General features: G+C 59.2%; 14 protein-coding genes. 5 read left to right on the top strand and 9 right to left on the bottom strand.

The features are described from left to right. Positions 1-2: 2 nt before the first annotated feature. Positions 3-4871 carry an RHS repeat-associated core domain-containing protein gene (locus AB3226_RS05255; RefSeq protein WP_367372290.1) on the bottom strand — a complete coding sequence of 1623 codons (4869 nt, stop codon included), beginning with the start codon at positions 4869-4871 and terminating at the stop codon, positions 3-5. 263 nt (positions 4872-5134) lie between these two features. On the opposite strand from AB3226_RS05255, the gene AB3226_RS05250 reads away from it, so the two are divergent. Beyond that, entirely contained in the window at positions 5135-5830 is a 696-nt protein-coding gene (locus AB3226_RS05250) for an HAD-IA family hydrolase (protein WP_253551712.1), read from the top strand. Positions 5831-6012: 182 nt separating this feature from the next. Here the strand turns inward: AB3226_RS05250 and AB3226_RS05245 are convergent, their stop codons facing one another. Further along, a complete protein-coding gene (locus tag AB3226_RS05245; protein ID WP_367372289.1) occupies positions 6013-6759 on the bottom strand; it encodes a 3-oxoacyl-ACP reductase family protein in 747 nt (248 codons plus the stop codon). Between the two features lie 124 nt (positions 6760-6883). Between AB3226_RS05245 and AB3226_RS05240 the strand changes: the two genes are divergently transcribed. Continuing rightward, on the top strand, positions 6884-7807 hold the full coding sequence (locus AB3226_RS05240; RefSeq protein ID WP_367372288.1) for a LysR family transcriptional regulator: 924 nt from the start codon (positions 6884-6886) through the stop codon (positions 7805-7807). 134 nt (positions 7808-7941) lie between these two features. Here the strand turns inward: AB3226_RS05240 and AB3226_RS05235 are convergent, their stop codons facing one another. The 3 genes from AB3226_RS05235 to AB3226_RS05225 form a co-directional block, all read right to left on the bottom strand. Continuing rightward, the gene (locus AB3226_RS05235) at positions 7942-8670 is read right to left on the bottom strand and encodes an aspartate/glutamate racemase family protein (protein ID WP_123360060.1); all 729 of its coding nucleotides are present in this window, start codon (positions 8668-8670) and stop codon (positions 7942-7944) included. A gap of 59 nt (positions 8671-8729) precedes the next feature. Then, positions 8730-10271 carry an NCS1 family nucleobase:cation symporter-1 gene (locus AB3226_RS05230; RefSeq protein ID WP_367372287.1) on the bottom strand — a complete coding sequence of 514 codons (1542 nt, stop codon included), beginning with the start codon at positions 10269-10271 and terminating at the stop codon, positions 8730-8732. Between the two features lie 579 nt (positions 10272-10850). Next, on the bottom strand, positions 10851-11591 hold the full coding sequence (locus AB3226_RS05225; protein WP_367372286.1) for a phosphoadenylyl-sulfate reductase: 741 nt from the start codon (positions 11589-11591) through the stop codon (positions 10851-10853). Between the two features lie 174 nt (positions 11592-11765). On the opposite strand from AB3226_RS05225, the gene thrH reads away from it, so the two are divergent. Further along, complete coding sequence (gene thrH, locus AB3226_RS05220) at positions 11766-12383, top strand: bifunctional phosphoserine phosphatase/homoserine phosphotransferase ThrH (RefSeq protein WP_305426105.1); 618 nt, start codon at positions 11766-11768, stop codon at positions 12381-12383. Between the two features lie 93 nt (positions 12384-12476). Here thrH and pabB read toward each other — a convergent pair whose 3' ends face one another. The 4 genes from pabB to AB3226_RS05200 form a co-directional block, all read right to left on the bottom strand. Next, positions 12477-13814, bottom strand: coding sequence for an aminodeoxychorismate synthase component I (pabB, locus tag AB3226_RS05215; protein WP_367372285.1), 1338 nt, complete (start codon positions 13812-13814; stop codon positions 12477-12479). Between the two features lie 202 nt (positions 13815-14016). Next, positions 14017-15003, bottom strand: coding sequence for an alpha-L-glutamate ligase-like protein (locus AB3226_RS05210; protein WP_367372284.1), 987 nt, complete (start codon positions 15001-15003; stop codon positions 14017-14019). Then, positions 15003-16538 carry an inactive transglutaminase family protein gene (locus tag AB3226_RS05205; RefSeq protein ID WP_367372283.1) on the bottom strand — a complete coding sequence of 512 codons (1536 nt, stop codon included), beginning with the start codon at positions 16536-16538 and terminating at the stop codon, positions 15003-15005. The genes AB3226_RS05210 and AB3226_RS05205 overlap by 1 nt, the downstream gene beginning before the upstream one ends. Before the next feature lie 5 nt (positions 16539-16543). Then, entirely contained in the window at positions 16544-17080 is a 537-nt protein-coding gene (locus tag AB3226_RS05200) for an ATP-dependent zinc protease (protein WP_258621002.1), read from the bottom strand. Positions 17081-17380: 300 nt separating this feature from the next. Here AB3226_RS05200 and AB3226_RS05195 point away from each other — a divergent pair, with 300 nt between their 5' ends. Both AB3226_RS05195 and prpB read left to right on the top strand, forming a co-directional pair. Continuing rightward, entirely contained in the window at positions 17381-18100 is a 720-nt protein-coding gene (locus AB3226_RS05195) for a GntR family transcriptional regulator (RefSeq protein WP_172901229.1), read from the top strand. Then, a complete protein-coding gene (gene prpB, locus AB3226_RS05190; protein WP_038979899.1) occupies positions 18097-18987 on the top strand; it encodes a methylisocitrate lyase in 891 nt (296 codons plus the stop codon). Before AB3226_RS05195 ends, prpB begins: the two co-directional genes overlap by 4 nt. Positions 18988-19049 lie beyond the last annotated feature (62 nt).

Raw genomic sequence — 19049 nt, 5'->3', positions numbered from 1 at the left:
AGTTACTTCCTGAAAGGGTTGGGTATTGAGTAGCCCTTATAGCTACCATCATCGTAGACGGGGGTGACGCCTACGATGTCGTGATTTTTTATTCCTCCTGGGAACGCTATCTCAGCCTCACGCCGATGTGGTGACATCATGCCCAATTCTTTATTTACATCGATGCCGCGAATGTTTTTCAGCACATATATATAGCCGTCGGTAAGACCGTACCCTGTGGCAAACTTTTTTGCCTCTTTTTCGTTTGTCGTAGTGCTGACAAAGTAACTGGGAGGGCTTCTATTATCTGATGCATGCAAAAACAGATCTGTACTGTCTCCCAAGGGTTCAAATCCTGCCTCAAAAATTTCCCATGGTTCTCGGTCGTCACCACGGTATAAATAATAGTTCTCTTGTTTTGGATTTGGGGGGCCGGGCTCCCCCTCATCAACCCCCACCTTACCCGCCGGATCCTCATCCCCAAACGACGGCTTCTTACACCCATCCCCTCCAGGACAATCACTCAACCCCAACGGATCAACCCAACCCACCGGATTGCGCGTGTACTGATAGCCGTTTAACCCACCCGCCAACTTGCTCGGATCCGGCGTCAGGTACCGCCCGACATCCGGATTGTAGTAGCGATGCCGGTTGTAGTGCAGGCCGGTTTCCGCATCGAAATACTGCCCTTGAAAGCGCAATGGCTGATCGAGGACCTGGTGGGTGTCGCGGTTGAGGCGGGTGAGGCGGCCATAGGCGGTGTATCGGGCGGCCCAGATGATGTCACCGCTGTAGTCGGTGAGTTCTTGCGGTGTGCCGAGGTGGTCGAGTTGGTAGTAGAACGGGCAGGCTTGGCGTGGGCCTTTGCCGTCGAGCATCGCCAGTGGACGGAAGGTGCCGGGTTCGTAGATGTAGCTTCGATGGTGATCTTGGCTGTGTTCGGCGACGAGGTGATCGCCTTGCCAGAAGAACTCGGTGGTTTTGCCATCGACGTATTTGCTGATACGGCGGCCGAAGGCGTCGTAGCGGTAATTTGAACAACGGCCGTCTGCAGTAGTGACGCCGATCAACCGGTGTTGGCAGTCGTAACGGTATTCGGTGACGAGTTTTTGCGCGGTGCCGCGGCGTTCGCGAATCAGGTTGCCGAAGGCGTCGTAGTCGTAATGTCGATCGCCTTGCATCAGCAGGCGATTACCCAGCACCTTCGCAACGCCGGGGCGATCCTGCATCAACAGGTTGCCCGCCGGGTCGTGGGCGAAGCTTTCCGGCGATTGGTCACGGGAATGGCGGACGCGGGTCAGGCGGTCGAGCGAGTCGTACTGGTAGCTGCGCTGGCCGTGACGGGTGTCGGCGATGTGTCCGAGATTGCCGTTGGCGCTGTAGGCATAGTCGCGACGGTACAGCGGATGTTGGTGTTGGCTGACGGCATGGGCTTTCAGCCGACCTTGGTCGTCGTAGGCATATTCGCTGAGCAGCAGACCTTGTTGGCGGTTTTGTTCGCGACCGAAGGCAAACTGGTGGGTGGTGAGGCGTGTGCCGTTGAGGTCAATGGCCGTTAGCGCGCCGCCCTTGGCGTGGTGATAATCGAGTTTGCTGTTGTCCGGCAGGCGCAGGTGGTTGAGTCGGCCGCACGCGTCGTAGCGGTAACGCAAGGTGCCCCAACTTTGGTGCTCGGTGATCAGCCTGTCCTGGGCGTCGTATTCGAATTCCAGCGGATGGTCGTGGCCGTCGTCGACACTGATCAGTCGGCCGAGGCGGTCGTAGCGGTACTTGACCTTGATGCCGTCGGGCAGGGTTTTGGTTAGCAACCGTCCGGCCGAGTCCCGCTCATAAGCCGTGATCAGCTGCGACCCGTCGTCGCCGAACTCGTTTTTCTCCAGCAGGTGACCGTTGAGGTCGTAGCTATAAGCGGTGCGACGGCCGTCGAAGCCGGTTTCCTGTCGGATCAGGCCGTTGGGCGTGTAGTCCAGGCGATACTTTTCACCGGATTCGTTTTCGATTTCCGTGAGTCGTAACTGCGTGTTTTCATAGCGATAACGCAGTTGCGTGCCATCGGGATTGATCCGGCGGCTGACCAGGTGCAAATCGTCGGCGTATTCATAGCGAGTGACGCGGCCCAGCTCATCGCGTTCGGCGGTGATCTTGCCGTAGGCGTTGTAGCTGAACCCGCGGTTGGCTCCGGTAGGCAGCGTCGTCTGAACCAGTCGGCCGACGGCGCCCCATTGGTACTGGGTGAGCGCACCGTGTTCGTCCTGACGGGTCGTCTGCCGGCCTAGCGCGTCGTAGGAAAAGCGTCGCTGGCCGCCATCCGGCAGCGTTTCCTCAAGCAACTGCCCCAAGGCATTCCAGACGAACACATGCCGGCTGGTGTCCGGGGCGCGGATCGACAGCAAACGCCCCTGAGCGTCGTAGTGATAGTGAGTGACCTGGCCATCCGGATCGATGGCTTCGGTGACATCCCCCTGAGCATTGCGCTGATATTTCCACACTGCTTTGCCGCGATAGCGCGCATGCAGGAAACCATTGCGATATTCGTAGGATGTTGGCTCGTCTTCCGGCGGAATCAGCGCCACCAATCTTCCGACTTTGTCGTAGCGGTATTCGGTGACGGCCCCGAGCGGATCCTGCTCTGCAATCAGCCGACCCTGATCGTCATAGGCCTTGAGGTGTTCGCCACCATCCAGCTCGACCTTGCGCACCAGCCGCGCCCGGTCATCGTGGGCGTAAACCTCTTGGCTGCCGTCGATGTTCAGGACGGTGACACTGCCTTGGTCATCCCAGACATAGCGCGCATCCATCTGCGCAAACGACGCCCAATGCCGGACGCAGCGCGCCGCCTTGCCAGAGCGTTCCCACTCCCAGAAGAAACTCGCGCCACCGGCCAGTTGCCGCTGCAGAATCACGTGCCGGTCGTCGTAGTCGTAACGCTCGCTTTCCCCGGCGGCGTTGGTCGCTTCGATCAAGCGTTGGCGGGCGTCGTAGCGATAGAAAACCAGCGTCTGCTCTGTACGCCAGGCTTCATTCATGTCATCGGTGCGTTGAAACGACTGGTATTCGACGGCGACGAGGTGCCTGCGCTCGTAGCACAACAGCAGCGAACGACCCGCGCCGTTATCGAGACGTTGAATGCGATTCTGACGGTCGCGGGTGATGTGGAGGCGGTTGTTGTGGGCGTCACTGATCGCCGTTAAGCGACCCCCTCGAAAGTGGTAGAACCGGCTCGTCTCGCCCGCTAGCGCGAGAATCAACTCCTCCGGTTCGCCTCCGAGGTAAATCGCCGCCCGCGACAGGCTGTTGTGGATCACGGGGCGCTCGACGTTCGGCAGCGGAAACGTAGTGCGGCGGTTTTCATGGTCGATCCAGACGACCTGTTCGTCGCCCAGCTCCAACCGCTGCGTCAGCGAATGGCTCCAGCCCCAGCCCAGCCCGCAATCGATCTCCGCCGCGCTGGTGCGGTACAACCGGGTAAAGGCAAACGGCAGTAGCCCATCCAGCGCACCGTCGGTCAGGGTCAGCAGTTCTTCGCCGGTGACCATCGATACCGGACAGCCGTTGGTGCAGGTCAGTGCCGCGCAATCGGCACTGTCGCCGTTGGGATTTTTCGCCTGACTCGATGCATCGTCGTGAGGTTCGTATCGCCCCAGCCGGGTCATGGCGTTGGACTTGTCGCGAGCGATTGCCACCGGATTGTTCACCCGCACAACCGGTGAGTCGCCAGCGCTGATCTGCAGCGGAACCGTCGGTGCAGGTTTCAGTGGTGCATTGCGCGCGCTGACCACGAGTGGTTTGAGCGCACCAGCGTGGGCTGTCAGATCAGATCTGGCCGTCAGTTCGACCAGCCGCAAACTGGCCCCCGCCAACCACTGCCGAGCCTGCCGGGACTTGATCTTGTCCAATACTTTGGCGCTCATGCCGAGCTTCAGGCCCGTAGGGCCGGTGAGGCGTACCAGCAGGAAACTGATCAACAGTTCTGTACGAATTTGCGCCACGACTTCGGCAATGTACTGCGGCGGCAACATCCTCAGCCAACTGGTAAAGGCCGCGAGATGGATGAACATCAACGGCTCATCGCTCAACATCAGCAACACATTGGCGATGGCTTCAGCCGAGGCGTTCAGCAGCGTCTCAAGCTCGCCTTGGGTCAGGTACTCCAGGAGTTTTTCGCTGTTGGTTTGCAGGTCTGCCAGCAGGGCGTAGAGCTGCTTCACGTCATCCCACAAACCGTGCAGCGAACGCTCGAAACCGCGCCAGTCTGCCTGTTGCAGCATGCCGTAGCGCTGGGTGAACCCTGCCTCGGAAAAACCTGCCCACAAGGGCTCGAATTCGCTCGTCCATTCGTTACGCAACCAGTCTTCCAGCTCGCCGATCACGTCCTGATAGGAGGCATAGAGTGCTTTGACGTGCTCAGCCGAAACATTGGGAAAGAAGGTGATGCGATAACGCTGGCCGCGCCAGCATTCGGGGATTTCGAGGATGCCGCTGGGGCCAATGGTTTCGTGGACGGGCTCACCGAACGTCAGTTCACCATTGCGCTGCGAGATAACCGGTTCGAGCGTCACCGGCGTATTGCCGATCGGCACGAAGCGCGCGGCCTCAAACAGGTGCACCAGGGTCAACGGACCGCTGGCGGGACACATGGCGAGCGTCGAACTGACAGGGGTGGTTGAATCCTTCGGTGCGCTGAGCCGAACTTCGTTGCCGACCTTGAACACTTGCTCGACATTCAGCGCCCCACCGGTCCAGAAGTGTTCTGCCCAGGCGTCGTAGTCGTTGAGGCAGAGTCGAAAATCACCGAGCAACGCTTCGACGTCCGGCTGATCGGGGTTCATGGCGGCGACCACCAGCAGGCCGATGGCATTGTTCAAGGCCAGGACCTTGTCAGGTTCGAACATTCGCAGTCCCTCGCGCTGATTAATCTGGAGCGCAAGACTTTGCGGGGGATCAACAAGGAAAGAAGTCGGGAAAGGAGGTGTTTGGTGTAGGGGAAATCGCTAAATCATCGCGGGCGCCGAGACACAGTTTTTTGTATCCCCCAGGCATTGCCCGTTGCTCTCTGCCAACCGCGCTCGCTATGCTGCTGAAACCTTTAATTCACCACCGACCCGGTCGTGCCTTAGCCGCTCCTGGGATGTCATGAGAAAACGGATCAGATGCGATGAATGCACCCTTGGATGAGTTCGGCCCGATCAAGGCCGTGATTTTCGACATGGACGGCTTGTTGCTGGACACCGAGGGCATTTACACCGAGGTCACGTCCATCATAGCCGAGCGTTATGGCCGGACCTTCGACTGGAGCGTCAAACAGAACATCATCGGTCGTGGCGCGGGTGATCTGGCACGCTATGTGGTCGAGGCGCTGGACCTGCCAATCACCGCCGAAGAATTCCTGGTGATCCGCGAACCCTTGATGCGCGAGCGTTTTCCGACGGCGCTGGCGATGCCTGGCGCAGAGGAGCTGGTTCGGCACTTGAAGGCCAACAACATTCCTATTGCGGTGGGCACCAGTTCTTCACGTCAGTCGTTCGGCCAGAAAACCACCTTGCACCGCGACTGGTTCGCGCTGTTCGACTTCATCGTCACCGCTGATGACCCGGAAGTGGGCGCGGCCAAACCAGCGCCGGATATCTTCCTGACGGCAGCACGGCGCCTGGGTGTCGCGCCTGAGGATTGTCTGGTGTTCGAGGATTCACCGTTCGGCGTCACCGCGGCGAAAGCAGCGGGGATGACGGCGATTGCGATCCCGGATGCGGCGATGGCCGATGAAAAGTACGCACATGCCGATGGCATTCTTCGTACGTTGAAGGCGTTCAAGCCCGGTGCCTGTGGCCTGCCGGCACTCGAGTGGGCTTAACACCGGTAAATGCGGGAGTGCGCTTATGTGGCGAGGGGGCTTGCCCCCGTTGGACTGCGCAGCAGTCCCAAAACCTGAACATTCGGTTTGTGAAATACAAACAGAATCCAGATATTGGGGTTGCTTCGCGACCCAACGGGGGCAAGCCCCCTCGCCACATAAGCCCGCACAAGTGACCTGTATCAGGCGCCGAAACCACCGTCGATGGTCAGGCTGGCACCCGTGATATAGCCGGCTTCAGGGCCGACAAGATAGGCGACGAAGCTGGCGATTTCTTCCACTTTGCCGTAACGACCCACGGCCATCAGCGGGATCAGGCTTTCAGCGAAGTCGCCGCTGGCGGGGTTCATGTCAGTGTCGACCGGGCCCGGTTGCACGTTGTTTATGGTGATACCCCGTGGGCCGAGGTCGCGGGCCAGGCCTTTGGTCAGGCCGACCAGCGCCGATTTGCTCATGGCGTACGGGCCACCACCGGCGAAGGGCATGCGCTCGGCATTGGTGCTGCCGATGTTGATGATGCGACCGCCTTCGGTCATATGTCTGGCCGCTTCCTGAGTGGCGATGAACACACTGCGTACGTTGATGGCCAAGGTCTGGTCGAAGTCTTCGAGTTTGAAGTCTTCCAGCGGAGCGACGGCCAGAACGCCTGCGTTGTTGACCAGGATGTCCAGGCGACCGAAGGCTTCGACGGTGGCATTAACGGCATTGCGAATCGCGACGGCATCGGCGCTGTCGGCCTTGATGGCCAGGGCTTTGCCGCCAGCGCCGGTGATGCTGTTTTGCAACTCTTCTGCTTTGGCGGTGGAGCTGACGTAAGTGAAGGCGACGGTAGCGCCTTCGGCAGCCAGGCGTTTGACGATGGCAGCACCGATGCCGCGTGAACCGCCTTGAATCAGAGCTACTTTACCGCTGAGGTGTTGAGTGGTCATGTCGATCTCCAGAAATTCAAGGCGGGCTGCCTTGTTGTTGGAGTCGAGTATCGACCTCGCATTACCCGCCGGGTAGACCGTCATTGCTATAGTCTGTGTAAACCAAAAGTTTATAGTGACGCTTATGGAAACCTTCAGCAGTATCGAATGCTTCGTGCGCAGCGCCGAGGTCGGCAGCTTCGCGGAAGCGGCGCGGCGCTTGAGTCTGACGCCCGCAGCGGTTGGAAAAAGCGTTGCCAAGCTGGAGGCGCGACTGGGTGTGCGGCTTTTCCAGCGCAGCACGCGTAGCTTGACGCTCACCGAGGCCGGTCAGCTGTTTCTCGGCGAAGTCAGCGCCAGCCTGCACACGATCCAGAATGCCGTGGCCAACCTGGCCAGTGCCGAAGGACGTCCGGCAGGCACGCTCAAGGTCAGTATGGGGACGGTGTTCGGGCGTTTGTACATCGTGCCGTTGCTGGGAGAGTTTCTGCGGCGTTTTCCGGCGATCAACCCGGACTGGCATTTCGATAACCGCCAGGTCGACCTGATCGGCCAGGGTTTCGATGCGGCAATTGGTGGCGGATTCGAGCTGCCCCAAGGCGTGGTGGCACGCAAGTTGACGCCCGCCCATCGGGTATTGGTGGCTTCAGCCGAGTACCTCGCGGGGCACGAGACGATCGTCGAGCCCGACGACCTCAAACACCACGACGGCATCTTGATACGCTCGCCGCAGACGGGGCGCGTGCGTTCCTGGCAGTTGACCAGTCGCGCCCGGCAACACAGCCCGCTGACACTCAAGGCCCGGATGACCATGAGCGATTCGGAAGCTGCCTGCGCCACGGCGGCTCAGGGGTTGGGCATTGCGTTGGTGAGCATGCCATTTGCCGTGGGTTATCTGGATACCGGGGCGTTACAGCGGGTGTTGCCTGACTGGTACGTCGATGACGGCAACATCTCCATCTATTACGCCGAACACAAACTGCTACCGGGCAAGACCCGGGCGTTTGTCGATTTCATTATCGAGCAGTTTGCGGAGCAGGGGTTGGGGCAGCGGTTCAGTGCGCTTTGAACCTGGCTTGAGGCCGAGGTGTGGCCATCGCGGGCAAGCCTCGCTCCCACAGGGTTTTGAGTCGTATCGTAATGATGTAAACGACACAAAACCCTGTGGGAGTGTGGCTTGCCCGCGATGAACGATAACGCGGTCTATCTGCCAAACCGCCCCGGCCAACCAATAATGGTCTTCGGCCGAGGCGTCGCATACGTCCGCACTTTCGACGTCGACAACCCCAGCCGCACCAGCGATTCGGCAATGGTCACAGCCGCCGTCACACCATCCACCACCGGCACACCGGTGCGCTGACGAATCTGCTCATCCAACCCGGCCATGCCGCCGCAGCCCAGGCAGATCACCTCGGCCTTGTCTTCACTCACCGCCAGTTCCGCCTGGCGAACAATTGCCTCCAGCGCACGCTCTGGATCGGACTCCAGTTCCAGCACCGCCAACCCGCTGGCCCGTACCGACGCACAACGGTCCCAGAGCCCGGACAGTTTGAGGCGATCCTCGATCAGCGGCACGGTGCGGTCAAGGGTGGTGACCACTGAATAGGCGTGCCCGAGGAACATCGCGGTGCTGGCGCCGGCATCGGTGATGTCCACTACCGGCACGTTAAGTAGCTCCTGCAAACCTTCGCGGCCGTGCTCGCCATAACCGGCCTGGATGACCGCATCGAAGGGCTGATCGTAGGACATGACCCGATCCATCACCGCGATAGCAGCCAGATAACTTTCGAAATTGCCTTCGATAGAGTCGGCACCAAAATGCGGGGTCAGGCCGATGATTTCGGTGCCGGGTGAGGCCACGGATTGAGCCTGACGGGCAATGGCCTGGGTAATGGATTCGGTGGTGTTGACGTTGACCACGAGAATTCGCATGGGAGGTCCTTTTATAGCGAAGTGGTTCTGCGGCCCGACGTTGCCAGGCCGCCCGGGGATCAATGGCTGACGTTATCGACCGCGATGGCTTCACCGCTGACATCTGCGTAGTAACGCTGCCGTTTGGCGATGATCAGGTAGAGCATCCCGGCAATCCCGGCGCCAATCAGCCAGGAGAACGGTGAAATGCTGTCGAAACCTGGCACCAGGGCCAGGATAATGGCGATCAAGGCAGCCGGAATGAACGCCGCCACGGCACGCAAATTGACCCCATGACTGTAGTAATAATCGCCATTGGGATCTTCGCTGTACAGCTGCGGCACGTTGATCCGGCCTTTTCGTACCTGCCAGTAGTCGACCATGATCACCCCGTACAACGGGCCGAGCAGGGCTCCGAGGCCGGACAAGAAATAGACGATCACCAGCGGGCTGTTGTAGAGGTTCCACGGCAGGATCAGCACCGCGATGGTCGCACTGATCAGCCCGGCGCGGCGGAAGGTCAGGTACTTGGGCGCCAGGTTACTCAGTACGAAGGCCGGGGCCACGAAGTTGGCCATGATGTTCACCGCCACGGTGACAATCAGAAACGCCAGGCAACCGAGTACCAGAAAGAAGGTGTTGGGAATCGACGCGATGATCTCCGTCGGGCTTTCGATGATCCGGCCATTGATCTGAAATTGCGCACCGCACAGTAGGACCGTGATCCCGGCGAATACCAGAATGTTGACGGGCAGACCCCAGAAGTTACCCACCCGGATGGTCTTTCGGCACGGCGAGGAGCGGGCGAAGTCGCAGAAATTCAGGATCAGCGTGCCGTAGATCGACAGCCACAATGCGCCACCCGCAAAGATGTTGCGCCACATCTCGCCACCGCTCAGCGGCTCGCGAATCGACCAGGCGATAGTTGCGTTGGCCTGGAAGTACATCCACCCGGCAAGGGAGGCGACGGTCAGCAAAATCACCGGGCCGGCAAACGCCTCGTAGCGTCGAACCATTTCCATGCCATAGGCCAGGATCGCCAACTGCACGAACCAGATCGCCACGAAACATACCCAACCCAGGCTCGACAGCCCGAGGATCGAGTTGTGGTCGTAATCGGCGAAGCCGGGGTGCACCGCCGTCAACAAAACGCGAAAGACCACTGACGCCAGGTATGTCTGAATCCCGAACCAGGCAATGGCGATAACGGCGCGAATCAATGCCGGAATCTGCGCCCCGTGGATACCGAAACTGATCCGGCTGATCACCGGAAACGGCACACCGGTTTTCTGGCCCATGTAACCGGAAAGGTTCATGAAGCAATACACCAGCGCCGCGCCGATTCCCAGGGATAGCAGAATCTGCCAGCCGCCCAGCCCCAGTGCATACAGACCAATGGCGAAGGAGTAGTTGGCAATGTTGTGCACGTCGTTGGTCCACAGGGCAAAGATACTGTAACGACCCCAACGCCGGCCTTCAGCCTTGGTCGGCGCCAGGTCCTTGTTGTGCAGGCGAGGGCTGAGTACCACGGGTGGTTGAAATGTTTGATCATGAATGGCGGAGGTGGAAGGTGGGGAGGGCAGATCCAGCGCGATGTTGTTATTGGAGAGGCTAGTACGCATTCCGGCAGGCTCCTGAAGCTCGTTGCCGCGATGACTGTGCATGAGCATGAACTCGACAAATCTTCGTCGCGGCGGAAGAGCATCATTGGTTACGGGGCATCTGCAGCCTGTACGGGATAGGGCGCTTCAGGCTGCGGATATAAAGTGTGTGTATGTTTTGAATTTAATTGTATACAAAACATATGCTCACTTAAGCCAAATCTATGCCATCCAGTGATCTATAAAATTTAACGCTTATTTCTATTTGTTATTTATTGAAGCTAAGTAGCTGAAACAATGGCGATATAAGTTGACCAATTGAACAGGTATTTATTTTTGCCGGGGTTTTGTGGCAGTGTTCGACTGAGGAAGTCAGGACGGGGAGATGTAACTTTTTGGGGCGCTTAAACTAAAAGTGCATACAGATATGGCACTTACGGTGACATTTCTGTGTACACAATTATCCGGATTGACCCAGGACCAGTGTGGGAGCGGGCTTGCTCGCGAAGAGGCAGTCACATTCAACACTGATGTTGACTGACAGTCCGCCTTCGCGAGCAAGCCCGCTCCCACAGGGGATTGACGTGGGCGGGGCGGGGATTACGCTTTGGATTTGCTGATGATGTTTCCGGCATGCAGCCCGCATTCTTTCTGCGTGGCTTCTTCCCACCACCAACGACCTTCGCGCTCATGCTGGTTCGGCAATACCGGGCGGGTGCAAGGCTCGCAGCCGATGCTGATAAAGCCGCGCTCATGCAGGCTGTTGTACGGCAGCTCCAGCATGCGGATGTAGCCCCAGATCTCTTCGCTGGTCATTTGCGCCAGCGGGTTGAATTTGTACAGGGTGCGTTCCGGGGTCGAGAACGCGGTATCGATTTCCAGCACCGCGACCGCACTGCGGGTGCCCGGGCTCTGGTCCCGACGCTGGCCGGTGGCCCAAGCGGTCACACCCGAGAGCTTGCGACGCAACGGCTCGATCTTGCGGATGCCGCAGCACTCGCCATGGCCGTCCTTGTAGAAACTGAACAAGCCCTTTTCCTTCACGAAAGGTTCGAGCTTGGTGTAGTCCGGCGATACCACTTCGATATCGATCTTGTAGTGCTCGCGCACCTGTTCGATGAAGCGGTAGGTCTCGGGGTGCAAGCGGCCGGTGTCGAGGCTGAACACTTTGACGTTCTTGTTCAGCTTCCAGGCCATGTCCACCAGCACCACATCCTCGGCGCCGCTGAAAGAGATCCACAGGTCATCGCCGAACTCGGCGAACGCGAGTTTCAGGATGTCCTGGGCGGATTTGTTGGTATAGGTCGTGGCGAGTTCCACGACATCGAACGATGGGCTCATCAGGGCGGCTTCCTACAGGTCGGTGGCGCTGGGCGCTCTATATGTGCCTGATGGTAACAAAATCCTGCGGCGGCTGGTGCGCCCTCTGCGTTGCACAGAGAAGGACGAGTCGCTAGAGTTCGGCAGTCCTTTTGCTCGCTCGACTCAATAAACAGTACAAAATGGGAGTGTCTTGTGGAAATTGCCTGTCTGGATCTTGAAGGTGTGCTGGTCCCGGAAATCTGGATCGCCTTTGCCGAAAAAACCGGGATTGACTCCCTCAGGGCCACCACTCGGGACATTCCCGACTACGACGTGTTGATGAAGCAGCGGTTGCGGATTCTCGACGAACATGGCCTGAAGCTTTCCGACATCCAGGAAGTGATCGCCACGCTCAAGCCTCTGGACGGCGCCAGCGAATTCGTCGACTGGCTGCGTGAGCGCTTTCAGGTGGTGATTCTGTCAGACACCTTTTACGAGTTTTCCCAGCCGCTGATGCGTCAACTGGGCTTCCCGACCTTGCTTTGCCATCGTCTGATTACCGACGATGCCGGTCGGGTCACGGGCTATCAGTTGCGTCAGAAAGATCCCAAGCGTCAGTCGGTGCTGGCGTTCAAGAGCCTCTACTATCGGGTGATCGCGGCGGGGGATTCCTACAACGACACGACGATGCTGGGCGAAGCCGATGCGGGGATTCTGTTCCATGCGCCGGACAATGTGATTCGCGAATTTCCACAGTTCCCGGCGGTGCACAGTTTTGCCGAGTTGAAGCAAGAGTTCATCAAGGCTTCGAATCGGGCGTTGAGTTTGTAGTCGTCAGGGATGGCCCCATCGCGGGCAAGCCCGCTCCCACAGGATTTGTGTTGATCGACACATAACCTGTGGGAGCGGGCTCCCGCGATGCTTTTAAAGATTTTGCAAGGTATCGAGCAGTACCTTCACCTTGGTAATCGATTCCTGATATTCCGCCTGCCAGTCCGAATCTGCGACGATCCCGCCGCCACCCCAGCAACACACCTGCCCATCCTTGACCAGCAAACTGCGGATGGCGATGGAGCTGTCCATCTCGCCGCGCACGTCCAGGTACAGCAATGAACCGCAGTACAACCCACGACGGGTCGGTTCCAGCTCATCAATGATCTGCATCGCGCGAATCTTTGGTGCGCCGGTAATCGAGCCGCCGGGGAAGCTGCCGGCGATCAAATCCAGCGCATCCTTGTCATCCGCCAGCTCGCCGGTAACGCTGCTCACCAGGTGATGAACGTTCGGGTAGCTTTCCAGACTGAACAACTCCGGCACCCGCACCGAGCCGATGCGGCAGGTACGGCCGAGGTCGTTGCGCAGCAGATCGACGATCATCAGGTTTTCCGCGCGATCTTTGGGGCTGGCCAGTAGTTCGGCGGCGTTCGCCGCATCTTCAGCAGCAGTCAGGCCGCGGGGGCGGGTGCCTTTGATCGGGCGGGTTTCAACGTGACGCTCGCTGACTTTGACGAAGCGCTCCGGCGACAGGCTCAGCACGGCGTCGCCGTCGGGCAGGCTCTGGAAGCCGGAAAACGGTGTCGGGCACGCCGCCCGCAGCGCGCAGTACGCGGCCCATGGGTCGCCCTGGCATTGCGCGCGAAAGCGCTGGGCGAAGTTGACCTGATAGCAGTCGCCGGCCTGGATGTACTGCTGAATGCGTTCGAAGGCTTGTCGATAGTCATCGGCGCTCAGGTCGGCACTCATCGGGCCGTCCAGTTTGAAAGGCTCGATTTGCTGAGGTGCAGGTTGCGTGAACAGTTCGATCAGCCGCTGTCGTTCGCTGTCGATCAGCGCCGGGTGGAACACCAGTTGGCTGGTGGCCAAGTGGTGATCACTGATCAGGGCCCAGTCGTACAGCCCAAAACGTGCGTCGGGCAATTGCAGGTCGTCCCGTGCCTGGTTCGGCAGGTTTTCCAGATGCCGGCCGAAGTCGTAGCTCAGATAACCGATCAGGCCACCGGCGAAAGGCAGGTCGAAAGGAACAGTGGCTTCGCCGAGTCGCGTCAGATTGTCGCGAAGGCGTTGCAGGAAATGGTTGCCGCTTTCATCCGGTAACACGGCCAGTTGCTCCAGCGGCCAGGCGCTGAGCAGGTCATAACGCCCACGCTCGGCGCTCGGCCGGCCGCTGTCGAGCAGCACGGCGCCGGGGGCATGACGAATCGCCGCGAAGTACTCGGCGGGGTTGGCGCGATAGGGCAGCGGGTGTACGGAACAGGTCAACATGGGCGGGGCAGATCAGCCATCGAGGCGGGGGAGCGATTGTAGTCCTCTGCAGGATTTGCTCCTAGAGGGGATGTCGGGGATTGGCAGGTTGAGAGCTTCAGTGACGGCCAGTCAGCCATCGCGAGCAGGCTCGCTCCCACAGGGTTGAGCGTGGTCCTTGTGGGAGCGAGCCTGCTCGCGATGGCAGCGCCTCGGTCTCGGATCAACCCTCAACCGCAGGAATATGCCCAAACATTTCCTGAACGAACTCCACGCGTTCCTGCGCTGTTTCGATGATCCCGCGGGCCTGTAATTCTTCCAGTCGCGCTTCGACTGCGTGGGTACGCAACGTCAACCCGCAATCGTTGGCGATTTGAATGTTCAGCCCGGGCCGGGCGTTAAGCTCAAGAATCAGCGGGCCTTTTTCCTGGTCGAGCACCATATCGACACCGATGTAACCCAACCCGCACAGCTCATAGCAGCCGGCCGCGAGCTTCATGAAACCGTCCCAGTAGGGCAGTTGCACGCCGTCCACTGCGTTGGTGGTGTCCGGGTGTTTATTGATGATGTTGTTCAGCCAGGTGCCGCGCAATGTCAGGCCTGTAGCCAGATCGACACCGACGCCGATGGCGCCTTGGTGCAGGTTGGCCTTGCCGCCAGACTGGCGGGTCGGCAAGCGCAACATGGCCATCACCGGATAGCCCATCAGCACGATGATGCGAATGTCCGGCACACCTTCATAGCTGATGCTTTTGAAGATCTGGTCCGGGGTCACGCGGTATTCGATCAGCGCGCGGTCACGGTGACCGCCGAGGGAATACAGGCCGGTGAGGATGCTGGAAATATGGTGCTCGATTTCCTCATGGCTGATGATCTTGCCCGACACCGTGCGATAGCGGCCCTCGAAGCGGTCGGCAATTACAATAATGCCGTCACCGCCGGCGCCCTGGGCGGGTTTGACCACGAAATCGGTACGCCCGCCGATGATCTCGCCGAGGTTGTCGATTTCCTTCTCGGTGGAGATCACGCCGTACAGTTCCGGCACGTGGATGCCGGCGGCGATGGCGCGCTCCTTGGTGATGATCTTGTCATCGACGATCGGGTACAGGCTGCGCTTGTTGTACTTGAGCACGTAGTCTGCGTTGCGCCGATTGATCCCCATGATGCCCCGGGCCTCCAGGGCTTTCCAGGTCTTCCAGAGACCGAACATCAGGCTTCAGCCTTCTTCAGGAAAGCCTTGAAACGCACCAGTTCGGTCAGGCGATAACCGCGATAGCGACCCATGGCCAGCATGAAACCCACCAGGATCAGCAGGATCGCCGGGAAGGTGAATACGAAGTACACCAACTCAGGCACGCTCATGATCAAGTGCGCCAGGGAGGCGGCGAACAACGTGCCGATCGCCACTTTCATGGCATGGCCGCCACCGCGCTCTTCCCAGGTGATCGACAGGCGTTCGATGGTCATGGTCAGAATCACCATCGGGAACAGCGCCACCGACAAGCCGCGCTCCAGGCCGAGTTTATGGCTGAACAGGCTGATCGCCGCGATCAGCACCACCACGAAGGTCAGTACCACCGACAGCCTCGGCAACATTTGCAGCTTCAAGTGTTCAAGGTAGGAGCGTAGCGACAGCCCCAGCGCCGTAATGATTGTAAACAGCACAATACCGAAGCCGAGCTGGGTTTCCCGGAAGGCGAGGGCGATCAGCACCGGGGTAAAGGTGCCGAGCGTCTGAATGCCGATCAGGTTGCGCAGGATCAGGATCACCAGCACGCCGATCGGGATCATCACCATGATCATGAAGGTTTGCTGGGTTTGCAGCGGCAGGCCGTACAGCGAGTAGTCGAGGAAGTTGGCGTCGGAGTTTTCGTCGGTCAGCTTGGCCAGGCGAATGGCGTTCATTTCGCTGTTGTTCAGGCTGAAGGTGACATTGGCTTTTTTGCCGCCATCGACGGTGATCAGGTTTTCATCGCCCGTCCACCACAGCAAGCGGTCGGTGGGCAGGCCCTGTTCGCCGGTTTCCGGGTTGAAGTACAGCCAGTCGGTGCCGTTGAAGCTGCGCAACCAGAGTTCAGGGATTTGCGGCTGATCGGCCACCAGGCGAACGGTGTGAACCTTTTCCACCGGCACGTGGGCGATGGACAGTACCAGCTCGACGATTTTGGCTTTGTTCGCGGTGGACGGATCGCCGGCCAGCAGCAGTTTTACGTTGTCGTCGTTGAGGTTGTTGACACGCTTGATGGCTTCGCCAATGAACGTTTCGACGTCGGCCGAATGCTGGCGGATCGGCGCGAGCAGGCCTTCGGCGGCAATTTTTTCAGGACCTTCGACGGTGATGCTGTCGCGGAAGGTCGGGCCTTTGACCTTGGATTTTTCACCGCTGTAGCGCTTGGTCAACACCAGACGGTAATAAAGGGTCTGGTTGCCCTTGGCCCGACGCGCCGACCAGGTGACCTTGCGGTTGCCGTCGACACGGTTCACCGCCACGCCGTAGTTATTGGAAATGAAACTCTCGTTGAGGCTCACGTAGTCGCGGCTCAGCGGCGGCACGAACATCTGGATCTTGATCGGATCCTTGGCGTTGGCGACGAACTCGACCTTGGCGTCGATGTTCCACAAGTCGTCGGTAGCGTCTTCGGTCACCGGAATTCCGAGCACGAAAATCTGATAGGCCGTAACTGAAATGCCCAGCACCACCAGGATGGCGATCAGCAATTTCAGATGGAGGGTAAGAGAGCGCATTGGAATTACTCTGCGGTATGTGCGTCGGTGGCGCAGGCGGGTTTGCCAGCAGCGTATTTAAGACTGGGGTCGACCAGCGCATCGAAACGTTTGAGTGCCTCGGAGCCGATCAAGAGCGGGTATTGGAAGGCGCTGCGGTCGGTCAAGTTCACTTCGATGCTGCGTAACGCCGAACCCATGCAGATATCCAGCTCGATGACCGGACGGGCGGTGTACTTCTTGCCTTCTTCCGGGTCGTAGTCACCGGCCCGGCGCTTGATCTTGCTGACACGGGCCAGCGGTCGTTCGATCGGGTGCGAATGCGCGGCGTCGATAGCCAGATAGAAGCGCACCCAGGACTCGCCATTGCGTTTAAAACGTTTGATGTCGCGAGCACTCAGCGAAGCGGTTTTCGCCCCGGTGTCGAGTTTGGCGGCGACTTGCAGATTGATGCCATCCAGCGAAGCGTACTCATTGAGGCCGTACACAGTCTTTTCCCCTGCCGCGGCGAAACCTGGCAGGCCAAAAAGACAAAGAAATGTGGTGAAGGGCTTGAGTCTCATAAATCCTGGTGCGCAGCGGTCCGTTCTTCAATTCAAGGCCCTGGCATTGCTGCACAAGCTCCCTCGTATGCCTATCCGATTTTTATGACAGGCAATGCAGATGACAAGCAAATGCGGGCGGCATTCTAGCACGGTGGGTATATGGCGCCAGCGTTGGCCGACGGCTATAACTTGAGGTGTTGCTTCCTTATGGTGCAGCGGGTTATTAGACGATTGTCGACAATGTCGAATTATCCTTTGACGTAACCGGCCATATTCGCTAGTTTTTGCGGCATTGCTTTTAAAGGTGTCGACAATATGCTGGATCAACTCGATCCCCCGGTCACAGTTCAGGACGACTCGGAAACACTTTCCGAAAACGTCTTCCGACGCATTCAGGCGGCCATCGTCAAAGGCGAGATCGCCCCGGGCAGCAAGATCTCCGAGCCGGAGCTGGCGCGCACCTACGGCATCAGCCGTGGGCCGTTGCGTGAGGCGATTCACCGTCTGGAAGGCCAGCGCCTGCTGGTTCGCGTGCCGCACGTCGGGGCGCGGGTGGTGTCGCTGAGCCACGCTGAATTGCTGGAACTCTACGAAATTCGTGAATCCCTGGAAGGCATGGCGTGCCGTCTGGCGGCTGAACGCATGACAGTCGAAGAAATCGACGAACTGCGTCGGGTGCTGGAAACCCATGAGCGCGATGCGGCGTTTCAGGCCGGTGTCGGCTACTACCAGCAGGAAGGCGATTTCGACTTTCATTACCGGATCATCCAGGGCAGCGGCAACCGCACCCTGACCCAGATGCTGTGCGGTGAGCTCTATCAACTGGTGCGCATGTACCGCATCCAGTTTTCCACCACGCCCAATCGGCCGCGCCAGGCGTTTGCCGAACACCACCGAATTCTCGATGCCATCGCCGACCGTGACGGTGAATTGGCCGAGTTGTTGATGCGTCGTCACATCGGCGCCTCCAAACGCAATATCGCCCGTCACTACCAGGACGGCGCTAACCCGACAGCCACTGAACGAGGTGAGTCATGAGTTCCAACAAGAGCACTCCAGGCCAGCGTTTCCGCGATGCGGTCGCCAGCGAACATCCGCTGCAAGTGGTCGGCACGATCAACGCCAACCACGCACTGCTGGCCAAGCGCGCCGGTTTCAAGGCTATTTACCTGTCGGGTGGCGGGGTGGCTGCCGGCTCTCTGGGCGTGCCTGATCTGGGGATTACCGGTCTGGATGACGTGCTGACCGACGTACGTCGGATCACTGACGTCTGCGACTTGCCGCTGTTGGTGGACGTGGACACCGGTTTCGGTTCTTCGGCGTTCAACGTCGCCCGTACCGTGAAGTCGATGATCAAGTTCGGCGCGGCGGCGATTCACATCGAAGACCAGGTCGGCGCCAAGCGCTGCGGTCATCGTCCTAATAAAGAGATCGTCTCGCTGCAGGAAATGGTCGACCGCATCAAAGCGGCCGTCGATGCCCGGACCGACGACAGCTTCGTGATCATGGCCCGCACCGACGCCCTGGCGGTGGAAGGTCTTGAATCTGCGCTGGAACGCGCGGCCGCATGCATCGAAGCCGGCGCCGACATGGTGTTCCCGGAAGCCATCACCGAGCTTGAGATGTACAAGCTGTTCGCCAGCCGCGTGAAAGCGCCGATCCTGGCCAACATCACCGAATTTGGCGCGACGCCGCTGTACACCACCGAGCAGCTCGCCGCAGCCGATGTGTCGCTGGTGCTGTACCCGCTGTCGGCGTTCCGCGCGATGAACAAAGCCGCGGAAAACGTCTACACCGCGATCCGCCGCGACGGCACGCAACAGAACGTCATCGACACCATGCAGACGCGCATGGAGCTTTACGATCGCATTGACTACCACACCTTCGAGCAAAAGCTCGATGCGTTGTTTGCGGCGAAGAAATGAAGATCAAGAGATCGCAGCGAGGCTGCGATCTTTCGGCATCACAAAGAACCTGATGAAACACA

This window comes from Pseudomonas lini, from assembly GCF_964063345.1.
Taxonomy (GTDB): domain Bacteria; phylum Pseudomonadota; class Gammaproteobacteria; order Pseudomonadales; family Pseudomonadaceae; genus Aquipseudomonas; species Aquipseudomonas lini_B.
The sequence above is the reverse complement of the archived record's forward strand: the minus strand, read 5'-3'. Positions and strand labels throughout refer to the sequence as shown.